This is a genomic window from Streptomyces sp. NPDC006332, assembly GCF_040612855.1.
In the GTDB taxonomy this organism is placed as follows: Bacteria; Actinomycetota; Actinomycetes; order Streptomycetales; family Streptomycetaceae; genus Streptomyces.
Genome location: NZ_JBEXRA010000012.1, coordinates 129,972 through 145,593 on the forward strand (window position 1 = coordinate 129,972; position 15,622 = coordinate 145,593).

A 15,622-nucleotide genomic window follows, 5' to 3' on the forward strand; every position below is an offset into this window, starting at 1 on the left:
AGGAGCGTCAGAACATGTCCGGGCACCAAGGACGCCTGGACGTACGCAGCAGGGCGTCGGCCGACCGGCCGGCGCCCGCTCGTTCTTCCCGCACCCGCCCCAGCGCCGCCAGCCGCACGGCCGACTCGTCGCCGAGCCACAGCGCGGCCAGGTCGCCCACGTCGAGCGTGAGGTCGGCGTCGGCGGTGGTGCGCGTGCAGGAGCCGCCCTCCGAAGAGGTCTCCAACCGGTAGCGGCCGCCGGCCAGTCGGTCCCGGTCGGTCACCTCCAGCACCAGCGCCCCCTCCCTCTCGTACGTCCGCGTCTCCAGCGCCCGTACGACGTCCAGGATCCGCACCCACAGCCAGTCCGACTGCGCGGTGATCCTGGCCGCCCTCGGGTCGGGCAGGAAGAACGGGAGCAGGTCGTCGGGGGCTCGCCAGCCGCTCTTGACGTGGGTGATCCAGTCGATCGAGCAGAGGTAGCGCCACAGGGCCCGCTCGGCGGCCGGGGTCGAGGCGATCAGCTGTTTCACGGTCGCGGTGTTGTGCGGCTGCTTGTCGTGCCAGTTGTCGTCGGCCGTGTACGTGACCAGCCCCTCCACCTCGCCCTCCGGCGAGCGGTACACGGCGTAGAACGGCTCGGTCCACGCCGGGTCGAACCGTACGACACCCGTGTGGACCCGCCACCACAACTCCTCGCGACTGATCGCGCCCGGCTGGGTCAGGCGTACCCGCTCGTGGAGTTCGGGGCCCAGTTTGCGGACGTCGTCGCCGTCCACGAGGTCGATACGGCCGCCGTCGTCCGGGACGGGGAGGCGCGGGTCGAGGCCGGTGCGGGGGACGTCGATCGTCCACTCGCTCATCCAGGTGGCGGGGCCGAAGCCGTAGCGGCCGTAGATGGGGTATTCGGCGGCGATCAGGGTCGCGACGACGTCTCCGCGGTCCTTCGCCGCGGCCAGGTCCTTGGCCATCATGCGGGTGAGCAGGCCGCGGCGGCGGTGGGTGGCGGTGACGGTGACGGCGCTGATCGCGTTGGCGGGGACGGTCGCGCCGCCGACGGTGGTGAGCTGTTGGTCGAAGGAACGGAAGGTCGCGACGCACCTGCCGCCGCTGTCGCCGTCGAACGCGCCGAGGAACCGGGCCGGTTCGAACTGGGTGCGGCGGGCTTCGAGCTCGTGGTCCGGGACGGTGGGGGCGCGCAGGAACCCGGTGTTCACGGCGCGGAGCCAGTCGGCGAGTTCGGGTTCGGTGATGTGGCGTATGTCGGGACCTGGGTGGGGGTGCGGGTGCGTCATGGGGTCACGGTAGGTGGGCGGGTGCGGGTGTCGCGGGGATTTTTCCTCGCCCCCGCCGCCCCTACCCGTCCCATCCCCAGGGGCTCCGCCCCTTCGACCCCACCAGGGGCACCGCCCCCGGCCCCCGGCGAGGACTACGACCCCCGCACCCCTGCCCAGGCACCACGTTCAACCCCACCAGAGGCACCGCCCCGGCCCCCGGCGGGGACTACTACGTCCCCTGCACCCCTGCCTGTGCGCCGCCCTCAGACCCTCCCGGTCAGAAAGCCGCCCGGATCTCTCCCACCTCTTCCGCTCCCCCCATCAGCGGTGCCCGGCCGATTCGTTCGACGACTGAGGAATCGATGCCCATGAGGTTGAGGGCGCGGGCGAGTACGGGGCCCAGGGAGCGGAGGCCGCCGTCTTCGACCTTGAAGGCGAGGGCGCGGCCGTCGGGGAGGGCGAGGGCCTGGACGGCCTCCGCGCCCATCTTCGAGAGGGCGCCGGGGACTTCGCGCATCAACCAGGTGTCGGGGCGGCGGGTGCCGGCGACGTACTCGGGGTGGGCGCGCATGGCGGTGGCGACGCGGTGTTCGGGGGTGTCCGGGGCGGCCAGGGCGAAGGAGCGGTAGGCGCGGGCCAGGCCGGTGAGGGTGATCGCCAGCAGGGGCGCGCCGCAGCCGTCGGTGCCCACGGCGGTCACCAGCTCGCCCGCCGCCTCCTCCACACCCCTGTGGATGAGCTGCTGGAGAGGGTGGGCCGGGTCCAGGTAGGAGTCCAGCGGCCACTCCCGCAACGCGCACGCGGCCAGCATCGCCGTGTGCTTGCCGGAGCAGTTCATGGTCACGCGGGAGCGGACCTCGCCCGACGCCAGGTACGTCTCCCGTTCCTCCGCGTCCAGCGGGAGGTCGGGCGGGCACTGGAGCAGTTCCTCGTCCAGCCCGTACTCGTCCAGCATCTTGTGGACCAGGTCGCGGTGGAAGGGCTCTCCGGAGTGGCTGGCCGCGGCCAGTGCGAGGCGCTCGCCCGCCAGGTCCAGACCCGCCCGCAGCACGCCCGCCGCCTGCATCGGCTTGTTGGAGGAGCGCGGGAAGACCGGGACCGTCACATCCCCGAGGGCCAGTTCGACGTCTCCGTCGGCATCCAGTACGACCAGGCTGCCCCGGTGCCGCCCTTCGACGAACCCGGAGCGGACGACCTCAGCGAGAACGGGCGGCACGGGCGATATGGGCGGCGACACGGAAGCGGAGGCGGACTTGGCGGCGGACGCGGACATCGGCGGTGGCCTTCCGGAGAGAGGGGACCCGCCCCGACAGCGGGTCCGGGATCTCCGGTACGGCCGCCGTGTCAGATGAGCAGGTCGTCGACTTGGGCTTCCCCTTCACGGTACCTGCGGGCGATCTCCGCGCTGCAGTCGTCCGCCGTCCGCTGCAACCGCTGCCGACGCCGCGACACCCGCTGCTCGTACCGTACGAGCCGTCCCATCGCCGTGCTCAACTCCTGGTCGGTGCGCGCCTGAAGGTCCGACAGCTCGACCTCGGCGAGAGTCTCCGCGGCCAGCAGCCGGTACTCCTCGCTGTGCGGCGTGCCCAGCGTCACATGGCGGGCGGAGGAGCGGTGCCGGGCCGGGGCGTCGGTGAGGATCTCCGACAGCCGTTCGACCAGGGAGGCCTCGTCCACGGTCACGACGGCGGCCGCCTGCGTCGGGGAGCGCCGCCCGAGCTCCGCCCGCAGGATGTCGATACGGCCCTGCAGCAGCCGCCGCAGGTAGCTGAGGTCGGCCTCGTCGCGCTGCGCGTCCCGGCGCAGGGTGCGCAGTTCGGGCAGGCTCAGCACGTCAAGGCCGGGCTCGGGCGGGTCGGCGGGCATCCGCGGACTGTCGGTGCGCTGCACGGGCGGCCGCTTAGTGCCCAACTGCCCGGTAATCGGTGTGCTCATGTGCCTCTACCGTCCCCTCGACCGGCGTGTGCAAGCATCGTGCCACCCCAAGTGGCCACTATGTGACCGAGTGCCCCCGATCCGCCCCAGATGGGGGGTAAGCAGCAAAAAAAGAAGGCCCGTGCGGAGCACCGCCGGCCACCCGGCATGATGGTCGGATGCGTGCGGTGGTGCAGAGGGTGGACGGCGCGAGCGTCGTCGTGGACGGCGAGACGGTCGGGGAGATCGACGGCGAGGGGCTGTGTGTCCTCGTCGGGGTGACCCACGAGGACACCAAGGAGAAGGCGGCCCAGCTCGCCCGGAAGCTGTGGTCGATCCGCATGCTGACGGACGAGCGGTCCTGCAGCGACATCGACGCGCCGCTCCTCGTCATCAGCCAGTTCACCCTGTACGGCGACGCCCGCAAGGGCCGCCGCCCCACCTGGAACGCGGCCGCCCCGGGCGACGTGGCCGAACCTCTGGTCGACGAGGTGGTCGCGCAACTCCGCACGCTGGGCGCGACGGTGGCGACGGGCCGCTTCGGCGCGCAGATGCGCGTCTCACTGACGAACGACGGCCCGTTCACCGTGCTCATCGAGATCTAGACGCCCTGACCCGCCGGGTTGTGAACCACTACGGCTGCACGACGGCTTCCTGGGCCGCCGCCGTCGTGTCCGCCACCAGCCGCGCGTCCAGCGGCACGTTCCGCTTCACCAGGGCCAGGGCGACCGGGCCGAGCTCGTGATGCCGTACGGACGTCGTGATGAAGCCGATCTTGCGGCCGTCGGGCTCGTCGTCCGCGAGGCGGATCTCCGTGCCGGCCGGCGGCAGATGGACCTCGCTGCCGTCCAGGTGGAGGAAGACCAGCCGGCGCGGGGGCTTGCCCAGGTTCTGGACGCGGGCGACGGTCTCCTGGCCGCGGTAGCAGCCCTTCTGGAGGTGTACCGCGCTGCCGATCCAGCCCAGCTCGTGCGGGATGGTGCGGTGGTCGGTCTCGAAGCCGAGGCGGGGCCGGTGCTGCTCGACGCGGAGGGCCTCGTGGGCGAGGATGCCGACCGGGGGGCCGGCCTTCTCGGCGTACGCCTCCAAGTCGGCCCGCGGGAGGAACAGGTCACGGCCGTACGCCGTCTCGCGTACGGCGACGCCCTCCGGGACCTCGGCTATCGAACCGGCGGGCAGGTGGACCACCGCGAAGTCCGCGGTGCGGTCGGCGACCTCGACCCGGTAGAAGAACTTCATCGACTCCAGGTAGGCGATCAGCGCGTCCTGGGTGCCGGGCTCGACGTGCGCCCAGACCGTGGAGCCGTCGTCCACCAGGTACAGGGCGTGCTCGATGTGGCCGTGCGCGGACAGGATCAGCGCCTCGGTGGCCTGTCCCGTCGGCAGGTCGCTGACGTGCTGGGTGAGCAGCAGGTGCAGCCAGCTCAGCCGGTCGTCGCCGGAGACGGTGACGACTCCGCGGTGCGAGAGGTCGACGAAGCCGGTGCCGTCCGCGAGGGCGCGCTGCTCGCGGAACAGGTCGCCGTAGTGGGCGGCGACACCTTCGTCCACGCCTTCGGCGGGGACGGCGCCGGGCAGGGTCAGCAGAGGGCTTTTCATATGCACAACCCTACGACTCGGTAGTTGAACCCTTCAGAGAACAGTCCGCGCACCGGCCGAAGATCGCGAAGTGCTTCATGTCGGTGTCGAAGCCGAACTCGCTTCGGAGCTTGGCGGTGAACTCGGCGGCGACACTCACATCCGCCTCGATCACGTTCGTACAGTCCCGGCAGACCAGGTGGATGTGATGGTGCCGGTCGGCCAGGTGGTACGTCGGCGCGCCGTGCCCGAGGTGCGCGTGGCTGACCAGCCCGAGCTCCTCCAGCAGCTCCAGGGTCCGGTAGACCGTGGAAATGTTGACCCCCGACGCCGTCTTCCGTACTTCCACGAGGATGTCGTCGGGGGTCGCGTGTTCCAGAGTGTCCACGGCTTCGAGCACGAGTTGCCGCTGCGGCGTCAGCCGGTAGCCGCGCTGCCTGAGGTCGCTCTTCCAGTCGGTGCTCACCACAGCACCCAGTGTATGAGCCCGACGCCGGTCACGGACCGGGCAAGAGCGGACCGGCGCCTACTTGAAGAAGGCGATGCCGTCGTCCGGCATGTCGTCGGGCAGGGCCTTGGCCCAGCGTTCGACGTCCTCCGGGGTGACGACCTTCTTCAGGTGGGCCGACATGTAGGGGCGCAGCTCGACCTCGGGGGTCTGCTTCTCGCCCACCCACATCAGGTCGGACTTGACGTAGCCGTACAGACGCTTGCCGCCGGTGTACGGGCCGGAGGCGGCGGTGCGGGCGACCGCGTCGGTGACCAGGTCGATCTGCGGCTTCTGGTGCGCCAGCTCGCCGTACCAGATCTCGACGACGCCGTCGTCGCGGGTCATCGTGACCTCTACCTTGCGGTCGGCGTCGATGCGCCAGAAGCCGGACTCCGACTCCAGCGGCCTGACCTTGTTGCCGCCGCTGTCCAGCACCCAGGTGTGCGAGCGGTACTCCAGGAAGTCCCGGCCGTCGTGGGCGAAGGAGACCTCCTGTCCGAAGTTGCACTTCTCGGAGCCGGGGAAGTCGTGCACACCCGCGCCGGCCCAGTTGCCGAGCAGGAAGGCGAGGGGCACGAGGTCCTTGTGGAGGTCGGACGGGATCTCGATCATGAGTGGCAGTTCCTAGACGTGGGTCAGCGCTGGCCCTGGTACAGCTTCTTCACGGTCAGCCAGGCGAAGCCGAGCACTCCGACGCAGACCAGGATCAGCAGGGCTTCGAAGAAAACCTCAAGCACGGAGTGCTCCTCGGACGATCGTTATGGGGCGGTACACAGAGCCGGGCCCCAGCTTACGCGGCCGGGACCCGGGCCTCTGTGGGAGGTAGGCCTCCGTGCTCAGCACGGCAGCGGCGGTCCCGGGCGGCAGCCGACGGCCCGTGGAGGGGGTGACTACGATTCAGGCATGGCGAAGAAGCTCGTGATCAAGGTGACGGCCGGGGCGGACGCCCCCGAGCGGTGCTCGCAGGCGTTCACCGTGGCGGCGGTGGCCGTGGCCAGCGGTGTCGACGTGTCCCTGTGGCTGACCGGCGAGTCCGCCTGGTTCGCGCTCCCGGGGAAGGCCGCCGAGTTCGACCTCCCGCATGCCGCGCCGCTGCCCGACCTGCTCGACTCGATCATGTCGGCCGGCCGCGTCACCCTGTGCACGCAGTGCGCGGCCCGCCGGGACATCACGGAGAAGGACGTCATCGAGGGCGTGCGCATCGCCGGCGCCCAGGTCTTCGTACAGGAGGCCCTCGGGGACGAGACACAGGCGCTCGTCTACTGAGACGGCGGGGACGACAGGGACGTGTGCTGAGACGCCCCCGGCGGGGTCGAGCAGGGCACGCGGGCCTGCTTAACGCGGCCCTTTCCGGCCGTCCAGCTCGTCCCACCACTCGTCGGACTTCGGGTCGCCGGAGGGGTCGTCCCACCAGCGGTCGTCGGGGCCGCGTCGGTTCGCGACCATCGCCGCGAACGGTGGGATGAGCATCGCGACCAGGCACATCCCGACGGCCACCGGGACCGACCAGATGCGGACGACTCCCCAGGCCAGGACGAAGAGCGTGATGCAGACGCCCATCATGGCGAAGTACGTGTGACGCCGCCGTGCGTACATACGTCCAGGGTAGGCCCGGGGCGGCCGGGCAGGCGTGCCGAAGGGCCGCGTCCCAGGTGTCCAAACCCCTGGGGCGCGGCCCTTCAGTGCCCTGTTCGCCGGGCAGTCGTCAGACCGCGATCGCGACCTCCGCCAGGCCGCCCTGCTGGGCGACGACCGTGCGGTCGGCGGTGCCGCCGGGGACGAGGGCGCGGACCGTCCAGGTGCCCTCGGCCGCGTAGAAACGGAACTGGCCCGTGGCGGAGGTGGGGACCTCCGCGGTGAACTCGCCGGTCGAGTCGAGCAGACGGACGTAGCCGACCACCGGCTCGCCGTCGCGGGTCACCTGACCCTGGATGGTGGTCTCACCGGGCTTGATCGTCGAGGCGTCCGGGCCGCCGGCCTTCGCTCCACACATGTCGTACTCCTGAAGAGGTCTTGAAAGGTCGGTCGGTGGGACTACTTGTTGGCGCCGAGCTCGATCGGCACGCCGACGAGGGAGCCGTACTCGGTCCAGGAGCCGTCGTAGTTCTTGACGTTCTCCACGCCGAGCAGCTCGTGCAGGACGAACCAGGTCAGCGCGGAGCGCTCACCGATGCGGCAGTACGCGATGGTGTCCTTGGCGAGGTCCACCTGCTCCTCGGCGTACAGCTCCTTGAGCTCGTCGTCCGACTTGAAGGTGCCGTCGTCGTTGGCGTTCTTCGACCACGGGATGTTGCGCGCGGACGGGACGTGACCCGGACGCTGCGACTGCTCCTGCGGCAGGTGCGCGGGGGCGAGCAGCTTGCCGGAGAACTCGTCGGGCGAGCGGACGTCGACCAGGTTCTGCGAACCGATCGCGGCGACGACGTCGTCACGGAAGGCGCGGATGGCCTTGTTCTGCGGCTTGGCCGTGTACGTGGTGGTGGGGCGCTCGGGCACGTCCTCGACCAGCTCGCGGGCGTCCAGCTCCCACTTCTTGCGGCCGCCGTCGAGAAGCTTGACGTTCTCGTGGCCGTAGAGCTTGAAGTACCAGTAGGCGTACGACGCGAACCAGTTGTTGTTGCCGCCGTAGAGGATCACCAGCGTGTCGTTGGCGATGCCCTTCGCGGAGAGGAGCTTCTCGAAGCCCTCCTGGTCGACGAAGTCACGGCGGACCGGGTCCTGCAGGTCGTCGGTCCAGTCGATGCGGATCGCGCCTCGGATGTGGTTCTTCTCGTAGGCGGACGTGTCTTCGTCCACCTCAACAATCGCGATGGTGGGGTCGTCCAGGTGGTCCTGGACCCAGTCGGCGTCTACCAGGACGTCGCTGCGGCTCATGCTCTTTCTCCTCCGGGGCAGTTGCGGCGGGGCGTGCGAGTGAGAGGGGTGCGCGGTCGGGCCCGGATCGGCGCGGGCGCACGGATGCCCTGCTGGGGGGCGGGGTGAATGCGGAGGTCTGCGCTTCCGCTCAGAAGATGCGACAGAGCATGGCGGCGACGCGGCACAGGTCTACTGCCCGCCGCTTCGTGAGATCCGCCTGTCGCTTCATAGGTGTCGATCGTAGGGACGGACAGGCGGCCATGTCACCGGGGTGTCGTATGCTGAGACGCGATCGTCCGCGATGTGAGAACACAACAACGCCCGGGCCGTGTTCCCACGGTTCCCGGGCGGATGCGGCCGTCTCCACATCTGTTCTACGGACTGAGGCGTCTCGCCAATCGGACGGCCCCTCGGTCACCTGCGACCGGTCCCGTCCCCCGCCCGTCCTACCCCGCGAGCTTGACGTTCGAACCCTTCACGGTGATCTCCACGCCGCTCTTCGCCGCCTGCACCTTGTCGAGCTGGATGCCGCCGGGCAGCCCCTCGATCTTCTGCTCGAAGTCGGTGATGGCCCGGACCCGGTTCTCGGCGAGCTCGACGCCACCGAACGACGGCAGATTGTCCGCGTGCACCCGCACGGTGTCGCCCTTGGCGGTGACGGTGCTGAGCACGTCCACCGGCTTCGGCAGCTTGGTTCCGAAGACTGTCGCCTCGACAGCGACCTTGATCTTGCCGTTGCCGCCGTCGGAGAGCCCGACGATGTTGGCGGTGACGCCGGGGGCGACCTGGGTGGGCTCGGCCTTGGCGGCCTTGAGCAGCTCGTCGTAGGTGACGGACGCCGTGCCGGTGGCGGTGGACGCGGTGGCGGAGCTGTAGTCGCCGGAGAACTCGACGCCCTTCATGTTCGCTTCGAGGTCGTCGATCCGGATGGTCTTGCCGTTCGTGCCGGTGTCCGCCTCGTAGTCCGGGATACCGACCTGGACGTCGTCCAGAGCGCCGCCGACCACCTGGGTGAGGAAGGGGAAGCCCTTGATGGAGACGTCCGGGGTGGTGTCCAGGTTCTCGCTGGCCTTCAGCTTGTCCGCGACCTCGCCCTCCGCGAAGTTGACCGCGACGCGGTCGGCGATCACAAAGAGGCCCCCGAATATCACGACAAGTATCAGAAGTATTCGCAGTGCGCGCATGCGGTGTCCCCCACGACGGCGGTCAGACGACAGTCGGTTGACGGACCGGGTGGCCGCCGAGCGTGAGAGTAACCCCGGGCCCGTAAGGGATCGGCAAATTGTCGATCATTCGTGACAGGACAGACCCGGGGCCGGGAGGAGTGCGGCCGGGCGCGCCAGGTAGGTGCCTGACCAGCGCCCGCCGCGAAAGCGTCAGCCCAGCGCCCGCCCCAGCAGGTACACCGCGGGGGCTGCCGCGGCCAGCGGCAGGGCCACTCCGGCCGTGAAGTGCACGAACCTCGACGGGTAGTCGTAGCTCGCCACCCGGTGCCCGATCAGCGCGCACACCGCCGCGCCCGCGCCCAGCAGCGCGCCCTTCGCGCCGAGGCCGGTCATCCCGCCGACCGCGATGCCCGCGCCCGCCGCGGCGAGCAGGGCGACCACCACGGAGGCCGGGGTCGGCAGGGGCAGCGCGCGGGCCAGGACGGCGACCGCCACCGCCGCCGCGCCGACCGTCACCGCGTCCGGGTCGGCCGCGAGGTGTCCGGCCGCGACGATGGACAGCGCCGCCGAGGCGACGCTCGCCATCAGCCCGGCCATCCGTTCGTCCGCGTCGGCGTGCGAGCGCAGCTGGAGAACGAGGGAGAGCAGGACCCACACGCCCAACGTGCCGAGGATCGCGGCGGGCCCGTTTTCCCGCCCGGCCCCGAGCAGCACCGCGTCCGCCACCAGCGCCCCGAGGAACGCCAGCGCGATGCCCTGCCGGGCCGGCCACATGCCGTTCAGCCGGAACCAGCCCGCGGCGGTGACCGCCTGGAGGGCGACGAGGGGAATGACGAGGGCGTACGAGCCGACAGCCGCCGTACCGGACAGCAGCAGACCGAGGAGCGCGGTGAGCGCGGCGGGCTGCATGCCGGGCTCGATGACCGGCGAGCGCCCCTCCAGCCGCGCCCGCTGGGCGTCGGTGATGCGGGCGTTGCCGGCGACGGAGGCGGGGCCGTACCCGGAGGCCGGCCCCTCGGCGGCCGGAACGGGCTCGGGTGCCTGTGCCGGAGTGTGCGTGTGGGGGTGGGCCGGTGCGCCGGGAGCCTGCGGCTGCTGCGGCAGGTACGCCGTCTCGGCGGCCGACACCGGCTGGTGCACCTGGGTCTCCCAGGTCTGACCCTGCCACTGCTGCGTGTACTGCTGGGCCGCCTGCGGATCCTCGTAGGCCTGCTGCCAGTACGGGTCGTAGCCCTGCGGGGTGTGGCCCTGCGGGGTGTGACCCTGCGAGTCATAGCCCTGCCCGGTGTGGCTCTGCGGGCCGTACCCCTCGGGCGCATACCCCTGAGGCTGCTGCCCGTGCGGCTCCCCCTGGTACTGCTGCTCCCCCTGGTACTGCTGCCGGCGCTGGTACTGCTGTCCCTCGTACGGCCCGTCGTACGGCCCCTCGTACGGCTGGTTGGTCATCGTCACCCTCCTGCGAACGGCGGGAGCACCTCGACCGTGCCGCCGTCGGCCAGCCGTACCGTCTCATGTGCGCGGGTGCCCACGGGGTCACCGTCGACGAGGAACGAGCATCGGCGCAGGACACGCACGAGTTCGCCGGGGTGTCGCCCGCGCACGGCGTCGAGCGCCTCGGCGAGGGTGTCCGCGTCGAACGGCTCCTCGGCGATCTGGGCCGCGGCCTTCGCGGCTGCCCAGTAGCGCACCGTGACCTTTGCCATCCCGTTCCTCAATCAATCGGCGGTGTACACGGTCAGGCTAGCCCGCCCGACCGACAGCCCAGTCCCCGATACGGGCCAGCAGGGCCTCCGTTGCCGCGTGTTCGGCGTGGCCCATGCCGGGCTCCAGCCAGAGTTCGCCGTGGTCGCCGGCGGCGTGGGCCAGCATCCGGGGGTGGTCGACGGGGAAGTAGCCGTCCTGTTCGCCGTGCACGATCAGCAGCGGCGTCGGCGCGATCCTCGGGACGGCCTCCACGGGCGACAGCGGCACCGGGTCCCACCCGAGGTGGTGGATGCGCGTACGGAATCCGTAGCGGCCCACCAGTCGGCCCTCGGGACGGCTCACCAGCCAGTGGAGTCGGCGCATAGGAGCCGTGCCCCGGTAGTACCAGCGGGCCGGGGCACTCACCGAGACCACCGCGTCCGTCGCCGCGTACGAAGCCGCCTCCGCCGCCCGTCCCCTCGCCGCGTCCACGCGACCCTCGCGCACCGGCCCCTCCTTCGGGGGATTCGGGCCGTACAGCGCCGCGTGTCGCAGGGCCACCGAGCCGCCCATGGAGAAACCGACGGTGATCACACGGGGGTGCCCCAGCGAACGGGCCCACTCGACCGCGGCGGCGAGGTCCAGCACCTCCCGGTCGCCGACCGTGGAGCGCCCGCCGGAGGCGCCGTGCCCCCGGAAGGAGAACGTGACCACGGCGCCGTGGCGCGCGAACGCCCTGGCCACTCGCCGGACGTGCGGGCGGTCCACGTCGCCGGTGAAACCGTGGGCGATCACGAACACCGGGCCACCGGAAGGTGACGCCGAGGCGTCGTATACGGCGTCACCCGGGTCGTATACGGAATCGATCGTCACGCCGTCGGCGGCGTGCAGAAACCTCCGCAAAGGTGTAGGTCTGCTGGTATCGGAGTGCGGACGATCGGTGGATCGCGCCACATGACCTGCCGGACCGGTACTCATGTGGGCTATTCTGCTGGGCAGAGGACTCGGGCAGCGTAGCCCCCGGGTCCTTTTGTGCTTTCGGAAGCGTTGTATACGGCGCGGGAAACCGCAGGTGTACGGGGCCGCCGGGATCGCAGAGCAGTGCCGCACCGCACACGTCCTCGCAGGGACCGAGGAGGAACCAGACAAATGAGTTCTCTGCTGCTCCTGACCAATGCCCTCCAGCCGTCGACGGAGGTGCTCCCCGCTCTCGGTTTGCTGCTGCACAACGTCCGCGTGGCCCCGGCGGAGGGCCCCGCCCTCGTCGACACCCCGGGTGCCGACGTCATACTGATCGACGGGCGCCGCGACCTGCCGCAGGTCCGCAGCCTGTGCCAGCTGCTGCGCTCCACCGGGCCCGGCTGTCCGCTCGTCCTGGTCGTGACCGAGGGCGGCCTCGCGGCCGTCACCGCCGACTGGGGCATCGACGACGTACTGCTCGACACGGCCGGTCCGGCCGAGGTCGAGGCCCGTCTGCGCCTGGCCATGGGCCGCCAGCAGATCGTCAACGACGACTCCCCGATGGAGATCCGCAACGGCGACCTGTCGGTCGACGAGGCCACCTACTCCGCCAAGCTCAAGGGCCGGGTTCTCGACCTCACCTTCAAGGAGTTCGAACTCCTGAAGTACCTCGCCCAGCACCCGGGCCGTGTCTTCACCCGCGCACAGCTCCTCCAGGAGGTCTGGGGCTACGACTACTTCGGCGGCACCCGGACGGTCGACGTCCACGTACGACGGCTGCGCGCCAAGCTCGGACCCGAGCACGAGTCGCTGATCGGAACCGTCCGGAACGTCGGTTATCGATTCGTTACTCCCGAGAAGGCCGAGCGCACCACGGACGACACCAAGGCCAAGGCGACCGCGACAAAGACGGACAATGAGGACGAGGCGGGCGCTCTGGACGCCGCTGAGGTCGCGGCCGAGGCGTAGGGGTACGTGACCAGGTCATCACGCGCGTACGCTCCCGCTCGGGCAGGCCTCCGCACGCCCTGCCCAGAGCGGGTCCATCCGCGTAGACTCCGCGCGTGGCCAAGGTAACCAGGGATGACGTGGCGCGACTGGCGGGGACGTCCACCGCCGTCGTCAGCTATGTCATCAACAACGGACCCCGGCCGGTCGCCCCGGCCACCCGCGAGCGTGTCCTCGCCGCGATCAAGGAACTGAGCTACCGGCCCGACCGGGTCGCCCAGGCGATGGCCTCGCGGCGCACCGACCTCATAGGTCTGATCGTGCCGGACGCCCGCCAGCCCTTCTTCGGGGAGATGGCGCACGCCGTCGAACAGGCCGCGTCCGAGCGCGGAAAGATGGTGCTGGTCGGCAACTCCGACTACGTCGGTGAGCGCGAGGTCCACTACCTGCGTGCCTTCCTCGGCATGCGGGTCTCCGGCCTCATCCTGGTCAGCCACGCCCTGAACGACAACGCCGCCGCCGAGATCGACGCCTGGGACGCCCGGGTGGTGCTGCTGCACGAGCGACCGGAGGCCATCGACGACGTCGCCGTCGTGACGGACGACCTCGGCGGCGCCCAGCTCGCCGTCCGCCACCTGCTGGAGCACGGGTACGAGTACGTCGCCTGCATGGGCGGCACCGCGGAGACCCCCGCCGTCGGCGACCCGGTCTCCGACCACGTCGAGGGCTGGCGGCGCGCGATGCAGGAAGCCGGGCTGCCCACCGAGGGCCGGGTCTTCGAGGCGCCGTACAACCGCTACGACGCCTACCGCGTGGCGCTCGACGTCCTGTCCGGGCCCCAGCGGCCGCCGGCGATCTTCTGCTCCACCGACGACCAGGCCATCGGCGTGCTGCGCGCGGCGCGTGAGCTGCGGCTCGACGTGCCTGGCCAGCTGGCCGTGGCCGGGTTCGACGACATCAAGGAGGCGGCGCTGGCCGACCCGCCCCTGACCACGGTCGCCTCGGACCGCTCCGCCATGGCCCGGGCCGCCGTGGACCTCGTCCTCGACGACGGGCTGCGGGTGGCCGGCTCCCGGCAGGAGCGGCTGAAGCAGTTCCCGTCGCGGCTGGTGCTGCGCAGGTCCTGCGGCTGCGTGTGAGAGAGCGCGCGCTTCAACGAAGCTGCTGTCCGGGGTCTTTCTGAGGGCTTTCTGAGGGCTTTCTGAGGGCTTTCTGAGAGAGCCCCGCGAGCTGCGAGACGCGTCTTTACATCGGACGAACGAGGTTCTGCCGGGCTTCTCAGCCGGCACTCAGCAAGCTCTCATGGTCGCCGGACAAGCTCAGTGTCATGACCGAGAGCTTCCGCCGCAGCGGCGAGTACGAGAACCCCGAGCAGGCCCAGGGTCACGGCGAGCAGGCCGCGTACCCCCAGCAGCAGTACTCCCAGCAGCAGTACGCGCAGCAGCAGTACTCCCCCTCCCCCGTGAACCCCGAGTGGCCGCCCCCGCCGGCCCAGGCGCCGACCCCGGCGCCCGCGTCGGCCGGGTTCGCGACCGAGGGCGCCTACGGCGGCGGTGACGGCGGCGGCGGTACGGCCGTGATGACGGCGGCACCGGCATCTGCCCCGGCCCCCGCCCCCAAGAAGCGCACCCGGGGTCCGCTCGCCCTGCTGGCCGCCGTGGCGATCGTCGCCGCGGCGATAGGCGGCGGGACCGCGTACGGCATCCAGGAGCTGACCGGCAATGACGCCGCGGTCACCTCCAGCAGCACCAGCACGAACGTGGTGCCGTCCTCCGCCAAGGGCACGGTCGCCGGGGTGGCCAAGGCGGTCAGCCCGAGCATCGTCGAGATCAACGCCAACTCGAACGCCGGCGAGTCCACCGGCTCCGGCGTGGTCATCACCAGCGACGGCGAGATCATCACCAACAACCACGTCATCGCCGGGGCCACCACGATCAAGGCGAGCACCAGCGACGGCAAGACCTACACCGCGAAGGTCGTCGGCACCGACAGCAAGAAGGACCTGGCCCTGATCAAGCTGGAGAACGCCTCCGGTCTGAAGACGGCCACCCTCGGCGACTCCAGTGGTGTGCAGGTCGGTGACACGGTCGTGGCGATCGGCTCCCCCGAGGGCCTGACCGGCACGGTCACCAGCGGCATCGTCTCCGCCCTGAACCGCGACGTCACCGTCTCCACGGACGAGGGCCAGCAGCAACAGCAGCAGGGCGGCGGCCAGTGGCCGTTCGAGTTCGGCGGCCGGGAGTTCAACGGCGACACCGGCTCGTCCACCACCACGTACAAGGCGCTCCAGACGGACGCCTCGCTCAATCCCGGCAACTCCGGCGGCGCCCTGATCGACATGAACGGCAACATCGTCGGCATCAACTCGGCGATGTACTCGGCCGCCTCCGGATCGTCCTCGTCCGACGCGGGCAGCGTGGGCCTCGGCTTCGCCATCCCGATCAACACCGTCAAGGCGGACCTGGCCACGCTGCGGGCCGGCGGCTCCGACAGCAACTGACCCCGCACCCGGCCTCAGCGGTCCTTTCAGGGAGAACGTCATGATCGAGCAGGTTTCGCACACGGTGGTCGGCACCGACCCGGCCGGGCTCGCCCTGGCCCTCGCGGTGGCGTACGAGCTGCACGAGCCGGCGCCGCGGGCTCCGGAGGTGGCGCTCACCCCCGGCACGGGCCGCCGCTCCACCGCCGCCGCCCGCGGCCGACGCCGCAGCACGGTACGCGGCTGATCGCACCCACTCTTCCCGCAGCACCAGCTCTTCCCGCAGCATC

General features: G+C 70.9%; 19 protein-coding genes. 6 read left to right on the forward strand and 13 right to left on the reverse strand.

The features are described 5' to 3' along the window. Positions 1 to 7: 7 nt before the first annotated feature. The 3 genes from ABZ027_RS14025 to ABZ027_RS14035 all read right to left on the reverse strand — a co-directional run bounded on the left by ABZ027_RS14025 (position 8) and on the right by ABZ027_RS14035 (position 3,193). Entirely contained in the window at positions 8 to 1,276 is a 1,269-nt protein-coding gene (locus ABZ027_RS14025) for a GNAT family N-acetyltransferase (RefSeq protein WP_356767784.1), read from the reverse strand. Positions 1,277 to 1,535: 259 nt separating this feature from the next. After that, a complete protein-coding gene (locus ABZ027_RS14030) occupies positions 1,536 to 2,531 on the reverse strand; it encodes an asparaginase (RefSeq protein ID WP_356767786.1) in 996 nt (331 codons plus the stop codon). Positions 2,532 to 2,602: 71 nt separating this feature from the next. Then, positions 2,603 to 3,193 (reverse strand): aerial mycelium formation protein, encoded by a 591-nt coding sequence (locus ABZ027_RS14035; RefSeq protein WP_356767788.1) that lies wholly within the window; start codon positions 3,191 to 3,193, stop codon positions 2,603 to 2,605. Between the two features lie 158 nt (positions 3,194 to 3,351). Here ABZ027_RS14035 and dtd point away from each other — a divergent pair, with 158 nt between their 5' ends. Continuing rightward, a complete protein-coding gene (gene dtd / locus ABZ027_RS14040; RefSeq protein WP_356767790.1) occupies positions 3,352 to 3,777 on the forward strand; it encodes a D-aminoacyl-tRNA deacylase in 426 nt (141 codons plus the stop codon). A gap of 28 nt (positions 3,778 to 3,805) precedes the next feature. Here the strand turns inward: dtd and ABZ027_RS14045 are convergent, their stop codons facing one another. The 3 genes from ABZ027_RS14045 to ABZ027_RS14055 are packed head-to-tail and all read right to left on the reverse strand — an operon-like array spanning position 3,806 to position 5,852. Further along, positions 3,806 to 4,771: a folate-binding protein gene (locus tag ABZ027_RS14045; RefSeq protein ID WP_356767792.1), complete on the reverse strand. Its 966-nt coding sequence runs from the start codon at positions 4,769 to 4,771 to the stop codon at positions 3,806 to 3,808. Between the two features lie 10 nt (positions 4,772 to 4,781). Continuing rightward, complete coding sequence (locus ABZ027_RS14050) at positions 4,782 to 5,219, reverse strand: transcriptional repressor (RefSeq protein ID WP_356767794.1); 438 nt, start codon at positions 5,217 to 5,219, stop codon at positions 4,782 to 4,784. A 57-nt stretch (positions 5,220 to 5,276) separates the two neighbouring features. Then, on the reverse strand, positions 5,277 to 5,852 hold the full coding sequence (locus ABZ027_RS14055) for an FABP family protein (RefSeq protein WP_356767796.1): 576 nt from the start codon (positions 5,850 to 5,852) through the stop codon (positions 5,277 to 5,279). A gap of 291 nt (positions 5,853 to 6,143) precedes the next feature. Here ABZ027_RS14055 and ABZ027_RS14060 point away from each other — a divergent pair, with 291 nt between their 5' ends. After that, positions 6,144 to 6,506: a DsrE family protein gene (locus tag ABZ027_RS14060; protein ID WP_356767798.1), complete on the forward strand. Its 363-nt coding sequence runs from the start codon at positions 6,144 to 6,146 to the stop codon at positions 6,504 to 6,506. Positions 6,507 to 6,575: 69 nt separating this feature from the next. On the opposite strand, the gene ABZ027_RS14065 is transcribed toward ABZ027_RS14060, so the two are convergent. From ABZ027_RS14065 to ABZ027_RS14095, 7 genes are all read right to left on the reverse strand, one after another. Beyond that, entirely contained in the window at positions 6,576 to 6,836 is a 261-nt protein-coding gene (locus ABZ027_RS14065; RefSeq protein ID WP_356767800.1) for a DUF3099 domain-containing protein, read from the reverse strand. A 109-nt stretch (positions 6,837 to 6,945) separates the two neighbouring features. Then, a complete protein-coding gene (locus ABZ027_RS14070) occupies positions 6,946 to 7,233 on the reverse strand; it encodes a DUF1416 domain-containing protein (protein ID WP_007382995.1) in 288 nt (95 codons plus the stop codon). A gap of 41 nt (positions 7,234 to 7,274) precedes the next feature. After that, on the reverse strand, positions 7,275 to 8,114 hold the full coding sequence (locus tag ABZ027_RS14075; RefSeq protein WP_356767802.1) for a sulfurtransferase: 840 nt from the start codon (positions 8,112 to 8,114) through the stop codon (positions 7,275 to 7,277). Positions 8,115 to 8,542: 428 nt separating this feature from the next. Continuing rightward, complete coding sequence (locus tag ABZ027_RS14080) at positions 8,543 to 9,280, reverse strand: DUF2993 domain-containing protein (RefSeq protein WP_356767804.1); 738 nt, start codon at positions 9,278 to 9,280, stop codon at positions 8,543 to 8,545. Positions 9,281 to 9,472: 192 nt separating this feature from the next. Beyond that, the gene (locus ABZ027_RS14085) at positions 9,473 to 10,708 is read right to left on the reverse strand and encodes a hypothetical protein (protein WP_356767806.1); all 1,236 of its coding nucleotides are present in this window, start codon (positions 10,706 to 10,708) and stop codon (positions 9,473 to 9,475) included. A gap of 2 nt (positions 10,709 to 10,710) precedes the next feature. Continuing rightward, on the reverse strand, positions 10,711 to 10,965 hold the full coding sequence (locus ABZ027_RS14090) for a MoaD/ThiS family protein (RefSeq protein WP_356767808.1): 255 nt from the start codon (positions 10,963 to 10,965) through the stop codon (positions 10,711 to 10,713). 37 nt (positions 10,966 to 11,002) lie between these two features. Beyond that, positions 11,003 to 11,923, reverse strand: coding sequence for an alpha/beta fold hydrolase (locus ABZ027_RS14095; RefSeq protein ID WP_356767810.1), 921 nt, complete (start codon positions 11,921 to 11,923; stop codon positions 11,003 to 11,005). Positions 11,924 to 12,094: 171 nt separating this feature from the next. Here ABZ027_RS14095 and ABZ027_RS14100 point away from each other — a divergent pair, with 171 nt between their 5' ends. From ABZ027_RS14100 to ABZ027_RS14115, 4 genes are all read left to right on the forward strand, one after another. Further along, complete coding sequence (locus ABZ027_RS14100) at positions 12,095 to 12,874, forward strand: response regulator transcription factor (protein WP_356767812.1); 780 nt, start codon at positions 12,095 to 12,097, stop codon at positions 12,872 to 12,874. A gap of 95 nt (positions 12,875 to 12,969) precedes the next feature. Then, the gene (locus ABZ027_RS14105) at positions 12,970 to 13,992 is read left to right on the forward strand and encodes a LacI family DNA-binding transcriptional regulator (RefSeq protein ID WP_356767814.1); all 1,023 of its coding nucleotides are present in this window, start codon (positions 12,970 to 12,972) and stop codon (positions 13,990 to 13,992) included. A 188-nt stretch (positions 13,993 to 14,180) separates the two neighbouring features. Further along, positions 14,181 to 15,353 carry a trypsin-like peptidase domain-containing protein gene (locus ABZ027_RS14110; RefSeq protein WP_356767816.1) on the forward strand — a complete coding sequence of 391 codons (1,173 nt, stop codon included), beginning with the start codon at positions 14,181 to 14,183 and terminating at the stop codon, positions 15,351 to 15,353. A gap of 40 nt (positions 15,354 to 15,393) precedes the next feature. Further along, complete coding sequence (locus ABZ027_RS14115; protein WP_356767818.1) at positions 15,394 to 15,579, forward strand: hypothetical protein; 186 nt, start codon at positions 15,394 to 15,396, stop codon at positions 15,577 to 15,579. Positions 15,580 to 15,622 lie beyond the last annotated feature (43 nt).

Bases quoted from the DNA above. Each gene is read 5' to 3' on its own strand.
- ABZ027_RS14025 (WP_356767784.1), bottom strand. From the start codon at position 1,276: ATGACGCACCCGCACCCCCACCCAGGTCCCGACATACGCCACATCACC.
- ABZ027_RS14035 (WP_356767788.1), bottom strand. From the start codon at position 3,193: ATGAGCACACCGATTACCGGGCAGTTGGGCACTAAGCGGCCGCCCGTG.
- ABZ027_RS14070 (WP_007382995.1), bottom strand. From the start codon at position 7,233: ATGTGTGGAGCGAAGGCCGGCGGCCCGGACGCCTCGACGATCAAGCCC.
- ABZ027_RS14100 (WP_356767812.1), top strand. From the start codon at position 12,095: ATGAGTTCTCTGCTGCTCCTGACCAATGCCCTCCAGCCGTCGACGGAG.
- ABZ027_RS14065 (WP_356767800.1), bottom strand. From the start codon at position 6,836: ATGTACGCACGGCGGCGTCACACGTACTTCGCCATGATGGGCGTCTGC.
- ABZ027_RS14045 (WP_356767792.1), bottom strand. From the start codon at position 4,771: ATGAAAAGCCCTCTGCTGACCCTGCCCGGCGCCGTCCCCGCCGAAGGC.
- ABZ027_RS14075 (WP_356767802.1), bottom strand. From the start codon at position 8,114: ATGAGCCGCAGCGACGTCCTGGTAGACGCCGACTGGGTCCAGGACCAC.
- dtd (WP_356767790.1), top strand. From the start codon at position 3,352: ATGCGTGCGGTGGTGCAGAGGGTGGACGGCGCGAGCGTCGTCGTGGAC.
- ABZ027_RS14030 (WP_356767786.1), bottom strand. From the start codon at position 2,531: ATGTCCGCGTCCGCCGCCAAGTCCGCCTCCGCTTCCGTGTCGCCGCCC.
- ABZ027_RS14060 (WP_356767798.1), top strand. From the start codon at position 6,144: ATGGCGAAGAAGCTCGTGATCAAGGTGACGGCCGGGGCGGACGCCCCC.
- ABZ027_RS14090 (WP_356767808.1), bottom strand. From the start codon at position 10,965: ATGGCAAAGGTCACGGTGCGCTACTGGGCAGCCGCGAAGGCCGCGGCC.
- ABZ027_RS14115 (WP_356767818.1), top strand. From the start codon at position 15,394: ATGATCGAGCAGGTTTCGCACACGGTGGTCGGCACCGACCCGGCCGGG.
- ABZ027_RS14095 (WP_356767810.1), bottom strand. From the start codon at position 11,923: ATGAGTACCGGTCCGGCAGGTCATGTGGCGCGATCCACCGATCGTCCG.
- ABZ027_RS14080 (WP_356767804.1), bottom strand. From the start codon at position 9,280: ATGCGCGCACTGCGAATACTTCTGATACTTGTCGTGATATTCGGGGGC.
- ABZ027_RS14110 (WP_356767816.1), top strand. From the start codon at position 14,181: ATGACCGAGAGCTTCCGCCGCAGCGGCGAGTACGAGAACCCCGAGCAG.
- ABZ027_RS14055 (WP_356767796.1), bottom strand. From the start codon at position 5,852: ATGATCGAGATCCCGTCCGACCTCCACAAGGACCTCGTGCCCCTCGCC.
- ABZ027_RS14085 (WP_356767806.1), bottom strand. From the start codon at position 10,708: ATGACCAACCAGCCGTACGAGGGGCCGTACGACGGGCCGTACGAGGGA.